Here is a 19,072-nt window from a genome sequence, read left to right on the forward strand (position 1 = left end):
GTGTTGGAAAGCGTGTAATAATCTGAAATTAAAAGGTGTTTGAGGGTAAGACTTTGGCTAAACCAGCGGTGTTTTTAGATAGAGATGGCGTAATCAATGTTGATCATGGTTATGTACATGATGAGCATGATTTTGAATTTATTGACGGTGTTTTTGCTGCTACCAAGAAACTGCAGCAGATGGGTTATCTGTTAGTTTTAGTGACCAATCAATCAGGTGTCGCGCGCGGTATGTTTAGTGAAGAGCGCTTTCTTTCGTTAACAGAGTGGATGGATTGGAACTTTGTTGATAACGGTGTAGAACTGGATGGTATCTACTATTGCCTTCATCACCCAGAACATGGAATTGGTGAGTACAAGCAAAATTGTGATTGTAGAAAGCCTAAACCGGGGATGTTTATTTCTGCTAGAGACTTTCTCAAAATAGATATGGAAAAGTCAGTCATGGTAGGAGATAAAGCGGAAGATATGATGGCGGCAGATGCGGCTGGAGTAGGAACGAAAATTCTTGTTCGCACTGGTAAACCGGTTACTGACGCTGGAGAAAAATTAGCATCAGTGGTATTAGCCAGTATCAAAGATGTTCCTGACTATTTATCAGCAGAATGATTTACTAGAATAATCTAACTAATTGAATTTATATTCTACGGGACAAGTAAGATTTATGAGCAAAAAACTGACCATTCTTGATATTGCTAAATTGGCCGGCGTTGGTAAATCTACGGTATCTCGTGTTTTGACTAATGATCCAAAGGTAAAGCCTGCGACACGAGAATTAGTTGAAAAAGTGATTGCAGAATCAGGCTTTGTTCCCTCTAAGTCGGCCCAGTCTATGCGAGGAGGAAGCCAAAAAGTCGTTGGCGTGATTATCTCTCGTTTGGATTCCCCATCCGAAAATCGTGCTATTAGTAGCATCCTTCAACGTCTATATGCTGCGGGTTACGATGTTGTGATAATGGAAAGCCAGTTTGATCGAGATAAGACCAATGAGCACTTGGCGGTGTTAAAGAAACGCAATGTCGATGGTGTGATTGTTTTTGGTTTTACCGAGTGCGATATTGACCAACTGGTGAGCTGGAAAGACAAAATGGTGGTTATTGCCATGGATGTCGATGGTGTCTCTTCCATTAATTATGATAACCATGGGGTGATACATCAGTCGCTGGATTATCTTTTTAAGAAAAAATTGACCAATATTGCTTATATTGGTGTCGATCCTGCGGATAAAACGACCGGGGAAGCTCGGCTTAACTCCTATTTGAGTTGGTGTAAAGAGAGAGAGATTAAGCCAAGTTATCAAACTGGTTTGCTTGATCATGAAAGTGGCTATTGTCTATTAGATAAAGTGTTAACAGAGGATACTCAAGCTGTGGCGTGTGCTAGTGATACGCTTGCCTTGGGGGTAATTAAGAGGCTTCAAGAGTTAAATAGAGAAGAGGTTTTAGTGACAGGTGTGGGGGGAAATACCATGCTCTCTTTCCTATTCCCTAATACTTATAGTGTTGATCCAGGCTATCAGCAAGCTGGTGAGGCCGCCGCTAGTTTATTAATCGAGCAACTTTCTGGTGCCGTTGGTGAACAGCATTTAACACAGAAACCACTCAGTTAATCTGATTTCATAAACCGAGCAGGATTCGTTCCATCCTTATCCCTTTCTTATGTCTAAGGTCAACAGACCTTAGACATAAGCGACTCAAATAATATTTTATGATTTTCAATCTAGTGATTCTGCCCTGTTTGGCATGCTATCGCGTTTCTTGTTAGTTCATATTTTCTACTTGAATGTCTCTCTTGAGCTAAGGTGATTTGACAAAATTGATGTGATCTTGCTCAATTAATGGGAATGTTCCCATTTTATCTTTCTTTATTATGGTGCACTATATAATTCACTTTTGGGAATGTTCCCATTTTAATGCCGTCACTTTGATGGTGTAAACTTTAATTAGCCAATAAAACGGGTGAGAATGATGAGTAAGATTGCAAAACAAGACATTGCACGTCTTATCGAGTTAGTAGGTGGAAGTGACAATATTGCGAGTGTGAGCCACTGCCTGACACGATTGCGTTTTGTTCTTAGTGACACAGAAGCTGCTGATGTTAAGAAATTAGAAGAGTTACGCATAGTAAAAGGATGTTTTACTAATGCTGGTCAGTTTCAGGTTGTGATCGGAACCGAAGTTGACGAAGTCTATAAATTACTGATTGAGATGTCAGGCAAGAGTGCGTCTTCTAAAGATGATGCGAAAGTAGCGGCACGTCAGAATATGAATATTCTGGAACGAGGTATCTCCCATTTAGCTGAAATTTTTGTACCTCTGCTACCTGCTATCATCACTGGTGGTTTGATTCTTGGGTTCCGTAATGTCATTGGTGACATCAAAATGTTTGATGGCCAGACGCTGACGCAAATTAGTCAGTTTTGGGCAACGGTACACTCATTCTTATGGCTGATTGGTGAAGCGATATTCTTCTTCTTACCTGTAGGGGTTTGTTGGTCGACAGTGAAGAAGTTGGGTGGAACACCTATTTTGGGTATTACTTTGGGTGTCACTCTCGTTTCGCCGCAATTAATGAATGCTTATGCGATAGGTAAAGAGGTGCCACAAGTGTGGGACTTTGGTCTGTTTGTTATCGAAAAAGTGGGTTATCAAGCACAGGTTATTCCTGCAATGTTAGCGGGTGTCGCTCTGGCGTTTATTGAGACCAACCTTAAGCGAATTGTTCCTTCCTATTTGTATCTTGTGGTTGTGCCATTTGTTTCCATCATTTTGTCTGTGATTCTTGCGCACTCTCTGATTGGCCCTATTGGTCGTACCATTGGTGACGGTGTTGCTTTTGCTGCTAAGGCTGCAATGACAGGTGATTTTGCAATACTAGGTGCAATGGTATTTGGTTTCTTCTATGCACCATTAGTTATTACTGGTGTGCACCACACAACCAATGCGGTGGATCTACAACTTATGCAAGAGTTGGGTGGCACACCTATCTGGCCATTGATTGCACTGTCAAATATTGCGCAAGCATCGGCTGTTGTCGGCATTATCATCATCAGCCGTAAGCATGGTGAACGCGACATCTCTGTTCCAGCGGCTATTTCTGCGTATTTAGGGGTAACAGAGCCTGCAATGTACGGTATTAACCTTAAATACAAGTTCCCTATGTTGAGTGCGATGGTTGGTTCTGCAGTTGCTGCTGCAATCTGTGGTAGTGCTGGCGTGATGGCAAATGGTATCGGTGTCGGTGGTCTGCCGGGCATTCTATCGATTCAGCCGCAATACTGGACAATCTATTCTATTGCAATGCTGGTTGCGATTTTACTTCCTGCTGCATTAACTCTTTTCTTCTATAAGCGTGCAGAAGCGAAAGGCGAACTACAAGTCGCTAGTGCGTAATTGTTGTATCAATTGTTGAGTGGTCAATTTGACCACTCTTTTCTGTTGTTTCAATGGCATTAATTTAGTGTTCAAAATGAGTTCGATAAGCTGAGCCGTGAGTGGCAACCTTTTTTTAAGGTTGTACCGCTAACCTATTTAGTTTGCTTTAGTGAGGCTAACTTAATTTGGTCAGAGTCGTTCAGAAAATTAGTGACATTGATTTAGTTGGTGAGAGAGTTTTTCAAATGAGTACAATCGATCCGCAGTGGTGGAAGACTGCTACGATTTATCAGATTTACCCAAAAAGTTTTTGCGATAGCGGTGACAAAGGCACGGGTGATCTACAGGGTATTATTTCTAAGTTAGATTATTTGCAACTTCTCGGTGTTGATGCGATATGGCTAACTCCTGTTTATGAGTCACCAATGGTGGACAATGGCTACGATATCTCGGACTACTATGCCATCAATCCACAGTTTGGTTGTATGGATGATTTTGATGAACTGTTAGAAAAAGCGCATCAAAAAGGTATTCGTGTTGTTATGGATATTGTGGTTAACCATACATCCACGCATCATAAATGGTTTCAAGATGCTCTGGGCAATCTCGATAGTCCTTATCGTGATTACTACATTTGGAAGGATCCAATAAATGGCCTGCCACCCAATAATTGGCAGTCAAAATTTGGTGGTAATGCTTGGGAGCTGGATAGTGAGACCGGCCAGTACTATTTACATCTGTTTGCTAAAGAGCAGGCAGATCTTAACTGGGAAAATCCAACAGTTAGAGAAGAAGTTAAACAGGTCATTAGCTTTTGGGCAGACAAAGGGGTAGATGGGTTCCGCCTTGATGTAATCAATCTTATTTCTAAGCAGCAAGATTTTGTCGATGACAACATTGGAGACGGTCGACGTTTTTATACTGACGGTCCTAGAGTTCATGAATATCTTCAGGAGATCAGCGAAGCGGTATTCCAAAAATATGGTTCGGTCACGGTTGGGGAGATGTCTTCAACATCCCTTGAGCACTGCCAACAGTATTCTAGTTTGGATCAGCGTGAGCTATCTATGGTGTTCAATTTTCATCATTTAAAAGTGGATTATACCGATGGAGATAAATGGACCAAAGCGCCTTTTGATTTCTTACAGCTTAAGCAGATCTTCAATCATTGGCAGAGAGGCTTAAATAATAATGGTTGGGGCGCTCTATTTTGGTGTAACCATGATCAACCTCGGGTAGTTAGCCGATTAGGTGACGATAAAACATTTCGAGTCGAGTCGGCAAAAATGCTGGCGGCCTCTATCCATATGATGCAAGGCACACCTTATATCTACCAAGGTGAAGAGATCGGGATGACCAATCCTCATTACCGCCATTTGTCGCAATACCAAGATGTTGAAAGTACCAATATGTATGACATTATGGTTAATCAGCAAGGTGTAAACGCTGACGATATGATGGCAATTTTGGCGCAAAAATCTCGTGATAATTCACGGACACCAATGCAGTGGAATCGTGAAAAAAATGCGGGATTTTCTCAAGGGAAACCTTGGCTTGATATTGCAGAGAACTACTTAGAAGTGAATGCAGCAAGTGCAGTAGACCAAACTGACTCCGTATTCTACTTTTATAAAAAGTTGATATCGTTGCGTAAAGAGGTTGCGGTGATTACTTTCGGTGATTATCAAGATCTACTGCCAGATCATAAACAGGTGTTCTGTTATAGCAGAAGTGATGAGTCCAGCACGCTAATTTGTATCAATAATTTTTATGGTGAGCGTACGAGTTGTGTATTGCCGAGTGATATAGATGTTCATTCAGCAAGCTGTCTGATTTCTAACTATGCAACGAACGATAAATTTGAACATTTAATAACGTTAGAACCCTATCAAACATTGGTGCTATTGATTAGCCATACTTCATAATATTGTTGATATTGCATTCGGACTTTTGAGGCTCAGTAGGCAGACAACCTATTGAGCCTTTTTTGTTGTTTACTAAGGCCAGTTAGCCATTCACTTATGTAGCCTCTGCGCAATTGAAATGAATAGTGAACTCGCTGTAGCTAATATCTCATCTGGGAAATCATAGTCAGGATTATGTAGTTGTGGATGAGACTCTCCACTGCCGATACAGAAAAGTGCGCCCGGCCATTTTAATAAAAACTGTGAAAAATCTTCTGACCAGCGCATCGGTTCTGACAATTGAATAACTGAAAGTCCGAGTTCTTCCGCTTGTTCTGCGACGATATCGCAGTGTTTAGCACTGTTTACCGCTGCGTTAAAAGGTTCATCCCACTGTAGGGTTATTTTAATATCACTGTTATTTTCTAACTCACTTAGCGTGTTAAGCAACTTTTTCTTCATCTGTTCAAAAGTCGTATTGCATTCGCTACGAAGTGTTGCCATTACTTTGGCGTAACCGGGTGAAACACCAAATGCTTCTTCTCCTAGTTGAGCATGAACAATGGTGACCAAAGTGAAAGTATCAGGGTAATGCTCAGATAGAGTTTGCAGTTGGCGTATTACCGTCATCATGACTTCAACTGGACTGATTCCATTTTCTGGTCGCGCTGCATGAGAGGTTTTGCCTTGAAACTCAATACTGACCCCGGTCGATGCGCAAGCGAAGGTGTCCGGCTTTACTAATATCGAGCCCAGCGGATGTCCGGGCAAGTTGTGGTAAGCAAAAGTGTTATCGACACTTTGTTTATTTAACCAAGAATGTTTCAACATCTCCTCCGCACCTGTACCTGTCTCTTCAGCAGGTTGAAACAGTAAAATGATCTTTCCGCGACTTGGTGGGTGATTCGCGAGGTGCTCTGCCACCATAAGTAATGATGCGGTATGCCCATCGTGACCACATGCATGCATTACACCACAGTGCTGAGAAACATGTTGGTGAGTGGATTTCTCGACAATAGGTAGCGCATCAAAATCGGCTCTAAACAGAGTGGTTTCTCCTGTATTACCGCTGTCAATTACGCATACTATACCGTTACCACCAATGTTTTCTTTAGCGGTTAGACCAAACATGGAGAGCTGTTTTACTATCTTGGCCGCGGTGTTTACTTCTTGGTTTGATAGCTCTGGAAACATATGAAGTTGGCGACGAAACTGCGTGGCATTAAAGGTGTGCGGGTGTGATAAACGAGTCATAAGATGAGTATACAAGAGAGTGAATAGAATATTTGTATACTCATTTTAGCGACTTTTCAATGACTATTTTTAAGTGGCTTTGTTGTAGTTAACTTGATATCTGGTTGGCTTATGGTTCATTGCCAAGACCAGATTTAACATTATTGCACCTAATATAGATATGACGATAATCAGTGGAGAAACAAAGAAAAATGAGGCGATGAGGATAGTGCAATCAATAGCCAGTTGCGTTTTTCCTACTGAAATGCCGGTTTTATCTTGAACGACGAGACAGAAAACATTAAAGCCACCCAAGCTCGATTTATGCCTAAATAGAATGAGCATACCCAAGCCCATTAACAAGCCTCCAGCAATAGCGCAGTACACTGGATTGGCAAACTCTAAACTGATGACTAAATTAAGATGATCGACGAAAATAGACACCAATCCACCGGAAATCGCACTGTTTATAGCAAACTTTTTACCAAACCGCCTCCAGCCTAGCAGATAAAATGGTGTGTTTAGCAAAAAATAGAGTACGCCAAAAGTTAAAGGGACAAATTGGCTGATAAGCAAAGCAAGCCCTGTTGTGCCACCGGTCAAAAGATCGGCAGACTGGAGAAAGAACACCCCTTGTGCCGTGACAAATGTTCCGGTCAATATGGCGATCCAATCTTCTTTACGTGAGTGTTTTTCCATCATGTTTCAATTATGTGGCAGAGAATAGCGCGAATATTAGAGAAAAACTGTTTATTTCGATAGCTTGGCGCGGTAAATTAAAGGTAAGGTCTGTATTCTACAATTTACAGGGTGTAAATGCCTAAGTTGACACTAGGGTAAGCAAGGCTAAATGAAGTTAGATGGTTTGGCATTGCTTTATCGACGCTGACTGTTTGGCGGTCAAATTGAATTATTTTTAAATGGATTAGGAAAATAGCACAAATAAATGCATTGAGCGGCTTTCTGATATTGTACAAATTATGTAGAATATAGCCGCTTATTGTCGACACGAAAACGTTTGCGTGGCGAAATTTGTGCTTTTATTGCAATTTTCAGATTATCTGAGTCAGGAGATACAGATGCTAAAGCGTGATATGAATATCGCTGATTATGATGCAGAGTTATACGCTGCAATTCAGGAAGAAACTCTTCGTCAGGAAGAACACATAGAGCTTATTGCTTCAGAAAACTATACCAGCCCTCGAGTAATGGAAGCTCAAGGTTCTCAGCTAACGAATAAATACGCGGAAGGCTATCCGGGCAAGCGTTACTATGGTGGTTGTGAGTATGTTGATAAAGCAGAAGCATTAGCGATTGAACGTGCATGTCAGCTGTTTGGCTGTGAGTATGCCAATGTTCAACCTCACTCTGGTTCTCAAGCAAATAGTGCTGTTTATATGGCGCTGCTAAACCCAGGTGATACGGTACTTGGAATGAGCTTGGCCCATGGTGGTCACCTTACTCATGGTTCTCCTGTGAACTTCTCAGGTAAACATTACAACATTATTCCTTACGGCATTGATCAAGCTGGTCAAATTGACTATGACGAAATGGAAGCTTTAGCACAACAACACAAGCCTAAAATGATTATCGGTGGATTTTCTGCATATTCTCAAGTGGTAGATTGGGCTCGCATGCGTGAGATTGCGGATAAAGTCGATGCTTACTTGTTTGTTGATATGGCACACGTTGCTGGACTGATTGCGGCGGGTGCTTACCCAACGCCATTACCTCACGCACATATTGTGACTACAACAACTCACAAAACATTAGCTGGCCCTCGTGGTGGACTTATACTGTCAAATGCTGGTGAAGAGTTGTACAAAAAACTAAATTCTGCTGTATTCCCGGGTGGGCAGGGTGGCCCTCTAATGCATGTTATTGCCGGTAAAGCAGTCGCCTTTAAAGAGGCTATGGAGCCTGAATTTAAAGAGTATCAGCATCGTGTTGTTGCTAATGCTAAAGCAATGGTGGCTGAGTTTATTGCTCGTGGTTATAGCATTGTATCGGGTTCTACAGAGAATCATCTGTTCTTGGTAGACTTAATTGATAAAGGTATTACCGGTAAAGAAGCTGATGCTGCTTTGGGTTCGGCCAATATTACGGTGAACAAGAACTCGGTTCCGAATGACCCTCGAAGCCCATTTGTAACGTCTGGTATCCGAGTGGGAACGCCTGCTATCACCCGTAGAGGTTTCACCGAAGAAGATGCTAAGACCTTAGCTGGCTGGATGTGTGATGTATTGGATAATACGGATGATCAATCTGTAATCGATGCAACCAAGCAAAAAGTTTTGGCGATCTGTGCTCGTTTGCCAGTTTATGCTTAGTATGTTGATTCGTTAAGTTATTGCCAAAAAAAGAGCGATAGTTAAGACGAACAGAATGAAATATAAAATGGTCAGCCTTAACGGGCTGGCCATTTTTAATGGTGAACTAGCAATTTGCTATTTTATTGTATTATTTTTTATTGATACTAAGTGTGGTACCAGATTTACATTGAAATGAGTAATAACGGCGGCTTTCATTAAATTTAGAGAGACCTTCACCGGTACAGTAGTCAATATTAATATCTCTCATTATTTCTAAAGTGCTTTCACTGTTCATGGTGAACTTTGAACCGTCAGCACAAATAATACGTACTCGACCATCGTCACTCACGGAGTACACATCTACTTCTGTATTACAAAGCTCGAAGGAAGCATCTAAGTAATTATCTTGTTGGGTATTGGAAGAACACCCCATTATTGCAATAGACAGAATTGCGATTAATCCAATATCTTTCACGGCAGAATCCTTTGTCGACGTTATCTCTTCTTATTGTAATGGGTATTTAGCAATAGATAAACACCGCTATTTCTCGATGCTTATCTTGGTGGTTTTTATTATTAAGCTTAAATAGATGAGTTATTACGAGTTAATTGAATTGAAATAATATCTTAATTCTGCACTCATACATGGTTTGTTATGTGTTCTTTTGCGCAAAATGTAGTTTTTATTTTCATTAATGACCGATAAGTTAGCTTGGATCACTGTTTATGCACTTGGTTTTCTATAGTTTCGTTTTGATTTTGTCTGGCTAAATTATAGAGGTACAAATGCTAGAGTTGCTTATTGGTCTAATTGTTACGATTGGTGTTGGTTACTATATCGTTAAAGGGTATAGAGCTGCAGGGGTGCTACTTAGCGCGGGGTTATTACTGTTGATTCTAACGGGCTTGCTCGGTCATACGGTTTTGCCTGCTAAGGTCGCAGCGACAGGGAATTTTCTGACAGATTCTCTGGAATACATTAAATATATGCTTAAATATCGCGGTGGTGGCTTGGGGATGCAAATTATGCTGTTGTGCGGTTTTGCGTCTTATATGACATTTATTGGCGCGAATAATGTGGTAGTAAAGCAGTTTTCTAAACCTTTAGCATTTATTAAATCCCCATACATTTTATTGGTTGCAGCCTATATTGTGGCTTGTTTAATGTCATTAGCCGTCAGTTCTGCTACCGGTCTTGGTGTGTTATTAATGGCGACACTGTTTCCTATGATGACGGCTATGGGAATTTCTAGGCCTGCCGCAGTTGCCGTTTGTGCTTCACCCGCGGCCATCATTCTTTCGCCTACATCTGGAGATGTTGTTGTTGCGGCAGAAAAAGCGGGGATGGATTTAGATGTGTTTGCTGTCCAAACGGTGCTGCCTGTTTCTCTATGTGCGATTGTTGTTATGGCGATAGCGGCCTATTTTTGGAATAGGTATTTGGATAAAAAAGAAAACACACCAATGGAGAAGGTGGATATCTCTTCTATTGAAGTGAAAGCTCCCGCTTATTACGCCATGCTCCCTTTTCTACCCATTGTTGGTGTTTTTCTATTTAACGGTAAAACCATACCCGGTTTAAGTTTGGATATTTACACTATTGTCGTCTTGGCTATCTTCTTAGCAGCATTGACCGACTTTGTTAACAAAGGTTTTAAAGGTAAAGAAACATTGGAAGACCTAGACTCTTGTTATGAGGGGATGGCAGAAGCCTTTAAAGGTGTTGTAATGCTGTTAGTTGCTGCTGGGGTATTTGCTCAGGGTCTGATGTCCATTGGTGCCATTGATAACTTGTTACACCTTGCTGATCAAGCTGGAGCGGGTGGTGTTGCATTAATGCTTCTATTGACGACTCTTACTGTTGCAGCCGCCGTTGCTACAGGATCGGGGAACGCGCCTTTCTATGCGTTTGTTGAACTTGCTCCTTCGCTTGCTGCAAAACTGGGGTTGAATCCAGCTTTCCTGATTATTCCTATGCTGCAGGCTTCCAATTTAGGTCGTACAATTTCTCCTGTATCTGGCGTCGTGGTTGCTACGTCAGGTATGGGTAAAATTAGTCCTTTTGAAGTGGTGAAGCGTACATCTGTGCCTGTGTTTGCAGGATTGATTACCGTTATTATAGGAACCATAGTTCTGGTTCCTATGATGGCAAACTAACTTTTCTGCTAAATGGCCAGTCATAATGACTGGCCATGATTGATCAAGGGAAATAAATACAGCGTGCTTTATTTTACTTCTTCACCTTTAGCTTGCATGTCTGCATGATATGAAGAGCGAACAAATGGCCCACAAGCGGCGTGAGTAAATCCAAGATCTAATGCTATTTCTTTTAGTTCATCAAATTCAGCTGGTGGTACATAACGTTCAACTGGCAAGTGATGTCGGCTTGGTGCCAAGTACTGTCCTAACGTTAGCATAGTGACACCATGAGCACGCAGATCTTTAAGTACCTCAATGATCTCTTCTTTGGTTTCACCTAGCCCCATCATTAAACCAGACTTAGTTGGTACTTCTGGATGTAGGGCTTTAAACTCTTGCAGTAATTTTAGAGACCATTTGTAGTTAGCTCCAGGTCTTGCCTTGCGGTATAAGCGTGGTGCTGTCTCCAAATTGTGATTGAACACATCTGGTGGGTTATCGTTTAACAACTCTAGTGCCGTGTCCATACGACCACGAAAATCTGGAACCAGAGTTTCGATCTTGATCTGTGGATTTTTGGCTCTGATGGCTTTGGTACAGTCAGCAAAATGTTGTGCACCACCATCTCTTAAGTCATCTCTATCAACAGAGGTCACCACCACGTACTTTAACTTCATATCACTAATGGTTTGAGCTAAGTGAGCGGGTTCATTGCTATCAGGTGTTATTGGTCTGCCATGGGCAACATCGCAGAAAGGACAGCGACGTGTACAGATTGCTCCCAAAATCATAAAGGTTGCGGTACCGTGGTTAAAGCATTCTGCCAGATTAGGGCATGATGCCTCTTCGCAAACTGAATGCAGCGAATTCTTACGCATAGCAGCTTTAATATCTTGAATGCGTTTGCTGTCTGAAGGAAGTTTGATTTTCATCCATTCAGGTTTGCGCAGCACTTCTTTCTGCTCTTCAGGCATGTTCTTAACAGGAATTAATGCCATTTTATCAGCGTCTCTGTATTTGACGCCTTTTTCCATTTGAATTGGTTTGCTCATGATTAATTGCTTTCTTTTATTATGTCGACATGCTCATAGCTCAGTAGGGTAGTGAGCGCTGATATTATTGCTTCGCTTACGGTGGAGATGTTATCCGGCCCACCAAGTTCTTTTACTTGTATCATTTCCATCCCCTGATATCCACAAGGATTAATTCTTAAGAAGGGGGATAGATCCATATCTATGTTCAAGGCTAGTCCATGGAAAGAGCACCCTTTACGAATCCTAAGTCCAAGAGAACAGATTTTTTTGTTATCTACATAAACACCGGGGGCGTCAGGACGAGCTGAAGAGGTGATGCCAAAACTGGCTAATGACTCAATGACAATATTTTCTATCTGGGTAACTAACTCTCTTACACCAAGATTTTTTCTTCTAAGATTGATAAGAAAATAGGCCACTAGTTGACCGGGTCCATGATAAGTAACTTGCCCGCCACGATCACTTTGTATGACTGGAATATCACCTGTGTTTAAAAGATGTTCTTCTTTTCCTGCTTGTCCTTGTGTGAACACTGGGTTGTGCTCTACCAGCCATACTTCATCTACAGTATCCTCTGTTCGTTGGTCAGTGAATTGATGCATCGCTTTCCATACAGGCTCGTAGTCTCGTAAGCCAAGGTGTTTAATGACCAGCCTGTTTTCAATATTCTGCAAACTAACTTCCTTACCTATAAGGCATTACAAGAAAATATAACTATGACGTTATCCTCGCCTGTTCGATGACATCTTTCTGATTAACTCATTAATTTAATGGGCATAACCGAATAAGTAGGCGGTATAACTGCGGTGATTGGTATAGCACTGCATTGGCATGATTATATAAAGAAAAAACATTATAAACCCCTAGGTAAATAATGTGAAAATGTTTTTATTCGCTGTAGTGATTCGTTGGAGAATTTGAAAATTGAGTTGAGATTGATGTTGAGCAGAGGCTAATTATAAAAACAGCGGCCTATAGCCGCTGTTACCGTGTGGTTGCTATAGAACCATACGAACAATATCAATGTCGCCCAACTCTTTATAAAGAGTCTCAACCTGCTCAACTGAAGTAGCAGTAATAGTAATAGACACTGAATTATAAGTCCCTTTACCACTCGGCTTAACGCTTGGGCTGTAATCCCCAGGGGCATGTTTTTGGATAACCGCTAGCACCAATTCTGGCAGTTCCGGTTTAGCATAACCCATTACCTTGTAGGTAAACTGACAAGGGAACTCTAATAGGTCTTTTAACTTTGGTTGTTCTTGCATTGTTTCGTCCAGATCGGATGGAATAACAGAAGCGAGATATTACGCTCTCTAGAACAAGATCTCAAGGTATCCTTGCTCCCTTAAAAGGGTTCCTATTTCTCAATAACTGTCGTATTACTGAATCTTAATATCGGCTCTAAGTGGAAATGGATAGAGATAACATAAGGTTATCTTTGCGCAATAAAAAAGCCGCTAATGCGGCTTGTTTAGATTAAGAGGGGCAGTTAAAACCAGCTCTTAAATAGTAAGATAACATAGTCAATTAGACGGCTGAAAATACTGCCTTTCTCTACGTTTTCTAATGCTAGAAGCGGGTATTCTGCGATGTCTTCACCATCTACTTGGTAGTAAAGTTTACCAACAACATCCCCTTCGTTAATCGGTGCTTTTAACTCTTTTTCCAGCACGAAACTGGCTTTTAAGTTCTTAGCTTGGCCTCTTGGTAGTGTTACATAGGTATCTTCTGCAACGCCTAAAGCAACGTTCTCTTTAGAGCCCATCCAGATACGTTCACTAACAAATGTTTCACCCGCTTTATGAGGAGCAACTGTTTCGAAGAAACGAAAGCCGTAGTTGAGAAGCTTTTTGCTTTCTGCTTTACGAGCGTTTGCGCTCTTGGTTCCCATCACTACAGCAACAAGGCGCATTTTACCTTCTGTTGCTGAACTTACTAGGCTATAACCTGCTTTAGAGGTGTGGCCAGTCTTTATGCCATCAACGTTCATGCTTTTATCCCAAAGCAGTCCGTTACGGTTATATTGGGTGATACTGTTGTAAGTAAACTGTTTTTCTGAGTAAATCGCGTACTCTTCAGGAACGTCACGGATAAGTGCTCTACCTAATAGCGCCATATCGTATGGCGTAGAGTATAGGTTTGGATTATCCAAGCCATGAACGTTGGCAAAGTTTGTGTTCTTCATGCCAATTGAGCTAGCCCATGCATTCATAAGATCAACAAACGCATCTTCAGAACCCGCCACATGTTCAGCCATTGCCACACATGCATCGTTACCTGATTGAATGATAATTCCACGGTTTAGATCATCGACACTAACGGTAGTGCCTACTTCTATGAACATTTTAGAGGAGTCTGGGAAGTTTTTAGCCCAAGCATTTTTGCTGATAACCACTTCGTCAGTAAGAGAAATGTTACCACGCGCTAGCTCTTGACCAATGACATAACTTGTCATCATTTTAGTTAAGCTAGCAGGGGATAGCTTGGTGTCTTTCGCTTTTTCAGCTAAAACTGTACCTGAATTATAGTCAATTAAAACATAGCCTTTAGCCGCTATTTGCGGTGGATCTGGAACCACGATTGGTGCCGAGAAAGCGGTTGGTGCTACTACCATTGCCGTGGTAGCAAGAAGTCTTGTTATGGTCCGTTTTGACTTAATCATTTTAGTGTAATCAATGTTCATTGTTTTAAATTGCCCGTATCTTAACAGAATAGTGAGGCTAGGCCATACTATTGATACTGAATGAGTGAAGACGAGTAAGTTCCGATACCTTGTTGGTATTGGGATTTAACGTTTTGTTTTTCTGATAAATGCTTGAGGGTAACCCTCTGTTTGTATCGTTTTTAATACCTGTTCTGCTGTTGAGTAATCATCAAAAGGGCCAAGCAATACGCGATAGTTCTTGTTAATTGCTTCGACAAAACTCTCTACAGACAGTTTTTGACCCAAATCTTTTGCTAAAGTTCGCGTTCTTTGTTCATGATTTGAAGATGCCGCTTGAATAACATAGTTTATGTTTAACTGAGCCGAGTTTTCTTCAGACTTCTGTTTGTGAGTATTGATGTACTCAATATCCACATTTGCCGTACCAGACTGAATAACATCCAATTTATATGCAGCAGCATAACTTAAGTCAATGATCCTTCCTTGATAGAAAGGTCCACGATCGTTAATACGGACAATGGTGGTTTTGCCGTTATCCTTATTGGTTACTTTTACATAACTTGGTATGGGTAAAGTCTTATGAGCGGCAGTCATTGAATACATATCATAGATTTCACCATTAGACGTCAGGTGACCGTGAAATTTCTTTCCATACCAGGAGGCCTTTCCACTCTGCTTGAACCCGTCAGGGTTCTTGTTGATTTGGTAACGGTTACCTCTAAGGGTGTAATCTCGGTTTCCGCCTAAGCTATAGGGTTCATATTTTGGTTGTGCATCCTCAATGTGATCCAAAGTGATAGGAGTGTCAGGTCCAACATCATCCGATATAGAGTAGCGTCCACTAGGTGTTGAACAGCCAGCTAACAGAATGAGTAGCATGATGGAAAGAATTCGTATCATTGATGTATAAACCTTATAGCCAGCTAAGTCGCTTTTGATAACATACTGCGATGTGTGTGTATTGACATTAATATTCCAAATCCAGCCATTAAGGTCACCATTGAAGTGCCTCCATAGCTTATCAGCGGCAGTGGCACTCCTACAACGGGTAATATGCCACTTACCATACCAATGTTGACAAAAATATAGACAAAGAAGCTTAAAACAATACTTCCTGACATCATTCTGCCAAACGCAGTTTGCGATTGGCTAGCAAGATAAAGGCCGCGGCCTATGATGAATAGGTATAAGGTGAGTAAAACCAGTATCCCGAACATTCCCCACTCTTCTGCGATGACCGCGAAGATGAAATCGGTATGCCTTTCGGGCAAAAACTCCAGTTGAGATTGCGTTCCATGAAGCCAACCTTTACCCGTTAGACCGCCTGAGCCGATGGCAATTTTACTCTGAATAATATGGTAGCCAGCCCCAAGAGGATCGGATTCTGGGTTGAATAAGGTTCGCACCCGTACTTTCTGGTATTCACGCATTAGGAAAAACCATAGTACTGGTGCAAAGGCCCCTACGGCACATATAGCCGCAAAAATAATTTTCCAACTAATACCCGCTAGGAAAATAACGAATATTCCTGAGGCCGCAATCAAGATTGAGGTGCCTAGATCCGGTTGTTTGGCGATAAGAATGGTTGGTACACCAAGCATGACCAGTGAAACAACAAGTGTTTTAAAGCTAGGGGGAAGGGGTTTTTTGCCAATATAACGAGCGATCATTAATGGCACAGCCAGTTTTAGTAGCTCGGAAGGTTGAAAGCGCACGAAGCCAAGGTTTAGCCATCGTTGAGCGCCTTTTGACGCTTCCCCAAAAAATAGCACGCCAAACAACAGGCCAACCCCGACGACAAACAGAAAAGGGGCAAAAGCTTCGTACGTTCGAGGTGAAATTTGGGCCAAAACCACCATGACACCTAACGCCAGAGCCATACGCATAGCTTGTTTGTCCATCATTATCATGCTCTGTCCGCTGGCGCTATACATGATAACTAAACCAAACAGCATGATAGTAATAAGCCCGAGCAGCAGTGGGAGATCAATGTGGAATCTTTCAAAAAAGATTCGACTTTTACCTGTGGAGGGATCGAGTTTCATCACTACTCTGCCTTATCTTCTTTATTTAATATCACTTTATCAAAGATCTTTCGCACGACAGGTGCACCGTTAGTGGAGCCACCTCCTGCATTTTCTAATACAATGGTTGCGATAACTTCAGGATCTTTTACTGGGGCAAAACCGGTGAACAACGCATGGTCACGAAGATGCTCCGCTATCTGTTCGGCATCATACTCTTCGTCTTCTTTTAAACCAAAGACTTGAGCTGTTCCCGATTTTCCGGCGCTTTGATAGCCAAGGTTCTGAAAAGCTCTTCTTGCCGTTCCTTTTTTACCATGGTTGACTAAGTTCATTCCTTTTACCGATATGTCCCAAAAGTTATCTGGAACGTTGGTGATTGGAGGATAGGTCTCAATGGCTTCGAGTTTTTGAGTCTCTAATGGCTGATTGTTATCCACGGTTGATCTTAGTAAGTGGGGAGCCATTACCTTTCCTCTATTCACCAATACTGATGTTGCTTTAGCTATCTGCATTGGTGTCGCGGTCCAGTACCCTTGGCCAATGCCCACAGGAATGGTGTCACCTTGATACCAAGGTGTACGGTGTCGGCTCATTTTCCATTCTCGAGTCGGCATGTTTGCCTTACTCTCTTCAAATATATCGATGCCGGTGAACTCACCAAAGCCGAACTTCATCATCCAACTTGAAAGCCTATCTATGCCCAAGTCATATGCAACTTGATAGAAAAAAGTATCTACAGATTCTTCCAATGATTGAGTGATGTTGACTCTTCCATGTCCCCAACGTAACCAGTCTCGGAAAGGTTTTGTTTTTGAGTTAGGTATTTTCCAATAACCGGGGTCATTGCGCGTGGTATATGGGGTAACCACTTCTTCTTGTAAAGCTGCCACCGCAATGAAAGGTTTAACTGTCGATGCGGGAGGATAGATACCTAACGTTGTTCGGTTGACGAGCGGACGGTCACTGTTTTCAAGCAGTTTACGGTACGCTTTTCCTGAAATACCTTGTACAAATGGGTTGGGATCATAGCTTGGTGTTGAAACCATGGCCAGAATACCGTTGTCTTTCGGGTCGAGAACCACTGCTGCACCGCGGCGATTATCCAACAGTCTATAAAGATAGAGCTGAAGATCGATATCTAGGTTTAAAACCAGATCTTTACCCGGTTTAGGTGGAACGTATTTTAATGTACGGATAATACGTCCACGACTGTTTACTTCAACTTCTTGGTAGCCAGCGGTGCCGTGCAACATATCTTCATAGTATCGTTCTATTCCTAGCTTTCCAATATCGTACGTTGCTTGGTAATTGCTGTCTTTTTCTTCGCGAACAAGCGCTTGCATGTCTCTATCGTTGATTCTAGAAACATAGCCGAGAACATGGGTCAGAGCTGAGCCGTAAGGGTAGTAACGCTTTAGTTTTCCGGTGACTTCAACTCCGGGAAAGCGGTATTGATTTACCGAGAAGATCGCGACTTGTTGCTCGGTAAGCTGTGTTAATAAAGGGACTGATTTAAATCGACGAGAGCGTCTTTTCTCTTTATTAAAGTTCGCTATTTTCTCTTCTGGTATTTCTAGGATCTGCTGCAACTGACGGATTGTTTCGTCGCTATCTTTGATCTTTTCTGGAATCAACTCTAGATTGAATACCGGTCGATTTTCCGCAAGTATTTTGCCGTTTCGGTCGTAGATCAACCCTCGGTTAGGGGCAATAGGAACGATTTTAATCCGGTTGTCATTAGAGCGTGTTTTATAATCTTGGTACTGATTAACCTGAATATTGTATAGATTGGTGATGAGCAGGCTGATCATTACTATTATGCCTAGAAAAGAGACAATTGCCCGGCTTTGAAAAAGTAATGATTCTTTGTGGTGATCTCGAATCTGAGTGCGCTGTCGTTTCATGCCACTCTATTCTCTATGGTATGGGTGATTTGCAGTAATACTCCATGCGCGATAGAGGCTCTCTGCCATAACAACACGAACCAAAGGATGGGGGAGTGTTAATGGAGATAGAGACCAACTTTGATCTGCGGCGGCTTTGCATGCCGGTGATAACCCTTCAGGCCCACCAATCAAAATAGAAACATCTCTAGCATCTAACTTCCACTGTTGTAACTGTCCGGCCAACTGTTCGGTGTCCCATGGCTTACCTGGAATATCTAGAGTAACAATTCGATTGCCTTTTGGCACGGCTGCAAGCATGGCTTCGCCTTCTTTTTGCAGTATTCTAACAATATCGGCGTTTTTACCCCTTTTCCCGGCTGCAATTTCGACGAGATCAAGGGGCATATCGTGTGGAAACCTTCTACGGTACTCCTGAAAACCCTCTTCTACCCATTTAGGCATTTTAGTGCCTACGGCAATAAGTTGAATCTTCAAG

General features: G+C 41.9%; 17 protein-coding genes. 6 read left to right on the forward strand and 11 right to left on the reverse strand.

The features are described 5' to 3' along the window. The first annotated feature begins 53 nt into the window (after positions 1-53). The 4 genes from gmhB to treC all read left to right on the forward strand — a co-directional run bounded on the left by gmhB (position 54) and on the right by treC (position 5,298). Entirely contained in the window at positions 54-608 is a 555-nt protein-coding gene (gene gmhB, locus F0227_RS01740) for a D-glycero-beta-D-manno-heptose 1,7-bisphosphate 7-phosphatase (protein ID WP_171751425.1), read from the forward strand. Between the two features lie 55 nt (positions 609-663). Continuing rightward, the gene (gene treR, locus F0227_RS01745) at positions 664-1,608 is read left to right on the forward strand and encodes a trehalose operon repressor TreR (RefSeq protein ID WP_171751426.1); all 945 of its coding nucleotides are present in this window, start codon (positions 664-666) and stop codon (positions 1,606-1,608) included. 358 nt (positions 1,609-1,966) lie between these two features. Further along, complete coding sequence (gene treB, locus F0227_RS01750; protein WP_171751427.1) at positions 1,967-3,391, forward strand: PTS trehalose transporter subunit IIBC; 1,425 nt, start codon at positions 1,967-1,969, stop codon at positions 3,389-3,391. 227 nt (positions 3,392-3,618) lie between these two features. Next, positions 3,619-5,298, forward strand: coding sequence for an alpha,alpha-phosphotrehalase (treC, locus tag F0227_RS01755; protein WP_171751428.1), 1,680 nt, complete (start codon positions 3,619-3,621; stop codon positions 5,296-5,298). A 90-nt stretch (positions 5,299-5,388) separates the two neighbouring features. On the opposite strand, the gene F0227_RS01760 is transcribed toward treC, so the two are convergent. Together F0227_RS01760 and F0227_RS01765 are read right to left on the reverse strand one after the other, a co-directional pair. Further along, positions 5,389-6,531 carry an amidohydrolase gene (locus tag F0227_RS01760; protein ID WP_171751429.1) on the reverse strand — a complete coding sequence of 381 codons (1,143 nt, stop codon included), beginning with the start codon at positions 6,529-6,531 and terminating at the stop codon, positions 5,389-5,391. 69 nt (positions 6,532-6,600) lie between these two features. Beyond that, complete coding sequence (locus tag F0227_RS01765; RefSeq protein ID WP_171751430.1) at positions 6,601-7,209, reverse strand: YitT family protein; 609 nt, start codon at positions 7,207-7,209, stop codon at positions 6,601-6,603. 380 nt (positions 7,210-7,589) lie between these two features. On the opposite strand from F0227_RS01765, the gene glyA reads away from it, so the two are divergent. Beyond that, positions 7,590-8,840: a serine hydroxymethyltransferase gene (gene glyA, locus F0227_RS01770; RefSeq protein WP_171751431.1), complete on the forward strand. Its 1,251-nt coding sequence runs from the start codon at positions 7,590-7,592 to the stop codon at positions 8,838-8,840. Positions 8,841-8,970: 130 nt separating this feature from the next. Here the strand turns inward: glyA and F0227_RS01775 are convergent, their stop codons facing one another. Continuing rightward, positions 8,971-9,297: a hypothetical protein gene (locus tag F0227_RS01775; RefSeq protein WP_171751432.1), complete on the reverse strand. Its 327-nt coding sequence runs from the start codon at positions 9,295-9,297 to the stop codon at positions 8,971-8,973. Positions 9,298-9,608: 311 nt separating this feature from the next. Between F0227_RS01775 and dcuC the strand changes: the two genes are divergently transcribed. Beyond that, positions 9,609-10,979, forward strand: coding sequence for an anaerobic C4-dicarboxylate transporter DcuC (gene dcuC, locus F0227_RS01780; RefSeq protein ID WP_171751433.1), 1,371 nt, complete (start codon positions 9,609-9,611; stop codon positions 10,977-10,979). A gap of 68 nt (positions 10,980-11,047) precedes the next feature. On the opposite strand, the gene lipA is transcribed toward dcuC, so the two are convergent. From lipA to rlmH, 8 genes are all read right to left on the reverse strand, one after another. Further along, positions 11,048-12,013, reverse strand: a complete 966-nt coding sequence (gene lipA, locus F0227_RS01785) for a lipoyl synthase (RefSeq protein WP_171751434.1) — start codon at positions 12,011-12,013, stop codon at positions 11,048-11,050. 2 nt (positions 12,014-12,015) lie between these two features. Then, positions 12,016-12,660 (reverse strand): lipoyl(octanoyl) transferase LipB, encoded by a 645-nt coding sequence (gene lipB, locus F0227_RS01790; RefSeq protein WP_171751465.1) that lies wholly within the window; start codon positions 12,658-12,660, stop codon positions 12,016-12,018. Positions 12,661-12,993: 333 nt separating this feature from the next. Continuing rightward, complete coding sequence (ybeD, locus tag F0227_RS01795) at positions 12,994-13,263, reverse strand: DUF493 family protein YbeD (protein WP_171751435.1); 270 nt, start codon at positions 13,261-13,263, stop codon at positions 12,994-12,996. Positions 13,264-13,487: 224 nt separating this feature from the next. Continuing rightward, the gene (locus F0227_RS01800; protein ID WP_171751466.1) at positions 13,488-14,660 is read right to left on the reverse strand and encodes a serine hydrolase; all 1,173 of its coding nucleotides are present in this window, start codon (positions 14,658-14,660) and stop codon (positions 13,488-13,490) included. Between the two features lie 126 nt (positions 14,661-14,786). Continuing rightward, positions 14,787-15,563 carry a septal ring lytic transglycosylase RlpA family protein gene (locus F0227_RS01805; protein WP_171751436.1) on the reverse strand — a complete coding sequence of 259 codons (777 nt, stop codon included), beginning with the start codon at positions 15,561-15,563 and terminating at the stop codon, positions 14,787-14,789. Between the two features lie 23 nt (positions 15,564-15,586). Then, positions 15,587-16,708, reverse strand: coding sequence for a rod shape-determining protein RodA (gene rodA, locus F0227_RS01810; RefSeq protein ID WP_171751467.1), 1,122 nt, complete (start codon positions 16,706-16,708; stop codon positions 15,587-15,589). A 2-nt stretch (positions 16,709-16,710) separates the two neighbouring features. Continuing rightward, on the reverse strand, positions 16,711-18,594 hold the full coding sequence (gene mrdA, locus F0227_RS01815; protein ID WP_171751437.1) for a penicillin-binding protein 2: 1,884 nt from the start codon (positions 18,592-18,594) through the stop codon (positions 16,711-16,713). Positions 18,595-18,600: 6 nt separating this feature from the next. Continuing rightward, entirely contained in the window at positions 18,601-19,071 is a 471-nt protein-coding gene (gene rlmH, locus F0227_RS01820) for a 23S rRNA (pseudouridine(1915)-N(3))-methyltransferase RlmH (RefSeq protein ID WP_171751438.1), read from the reverse strand. Between the last annotated feature and the right edge of the window lies 1 nt (position 19,072).

The sequence above is a fragment of the Vibrio sp. 99-8-1 genome, from assembly GCF_013114595.1.
GTDB lineage: Bacteria > Pseudomonadota > Gammaproteobacteria > Enterobacterales > Vibrionaceae > Vibrio.

Coding starts and splice junctions, on each gene's coding strand:
- treR (WP_171751426.1), top strand. CDS start 664: ATGAGCAAAAAACTGACCATTCTTGATATTGCTAAATTGGCCGGCGTT.
- treB (WP_171751427.1), top strand. CDS start 1,967: ATGAGTAAGATTGCAAAACAAGACATTGCACGTCTTATCGAGTTAGTA.
- treC (WP_171751428.1), top strand. CDS start 3,619: ATGAGTACAATCGATCCGCAGTGGTGGAAGACTGCTACGATTTATCAG.
- F0227_RS01760 (WP_171751429.1), bottom strand. CDS start 6,531: ATGACTCGTTTATCACACCCGCACACCTTTAATGCCACGCAGTTTCGT.
- F0227_RS01765 (WP_171751430.1), bottom strand. CDS start 7,209: ATGGAAAAACACTCACGTAAAGAAGATTGGATCGCCATATTGACCGGA.
- glyA (WP_171751431.1), top strand. CDS start 7,590: ATGCTAAAGCGTGATATGAATATCGCTGATTATGATGCAGAGTTATAC.
- dcuC (WP_171751433.1), top strand. CDS start 9,609: ATGCTAGAGTTGCTTATTGGTCTAATTGTTACGATTGGTGTTGGTTAC.
- lipA (WP_171751434.1), bottom strand. CDS start 12,013: ATGAGCAAACCAATTCAAATGGAAAAAGGCGTCAAATACAGAGACGCT.
- ybeD (WP_171751435.1), bottom strand. CDS start 13,263: ATGCAAGAACAACCAAAGTTAAAAGACCTATTAGAGTTCCCTTGTCAG.
- F0227_RS01800 (WP_171751466.1), bottom strand. CDS start 14,660: ATGATTAAGTCAAAACGGACCATAACAAGACTTCTTGCTACCACGGCA.
- F0227_RS01805 (WP_171751436.1), bottom strand. CDS start 15,563: ATGATACGAATTCTTTCCATCATGCTACTCATTCTGTTAGCTGGCTGT.
- rodA (WP_171751467.1), bottom strand. CDS start 16,708: ATGAAACTCGATCCCTCCACAGGTAAAAGTCGAATCTTTTTTGAAAGA.
- mrdA (WP_171751437.1), bottom strand. CDS start 18,594: ATGAAACGACAGCGCACTCAGATTCGAGATCACCACAAAGAATCATTA.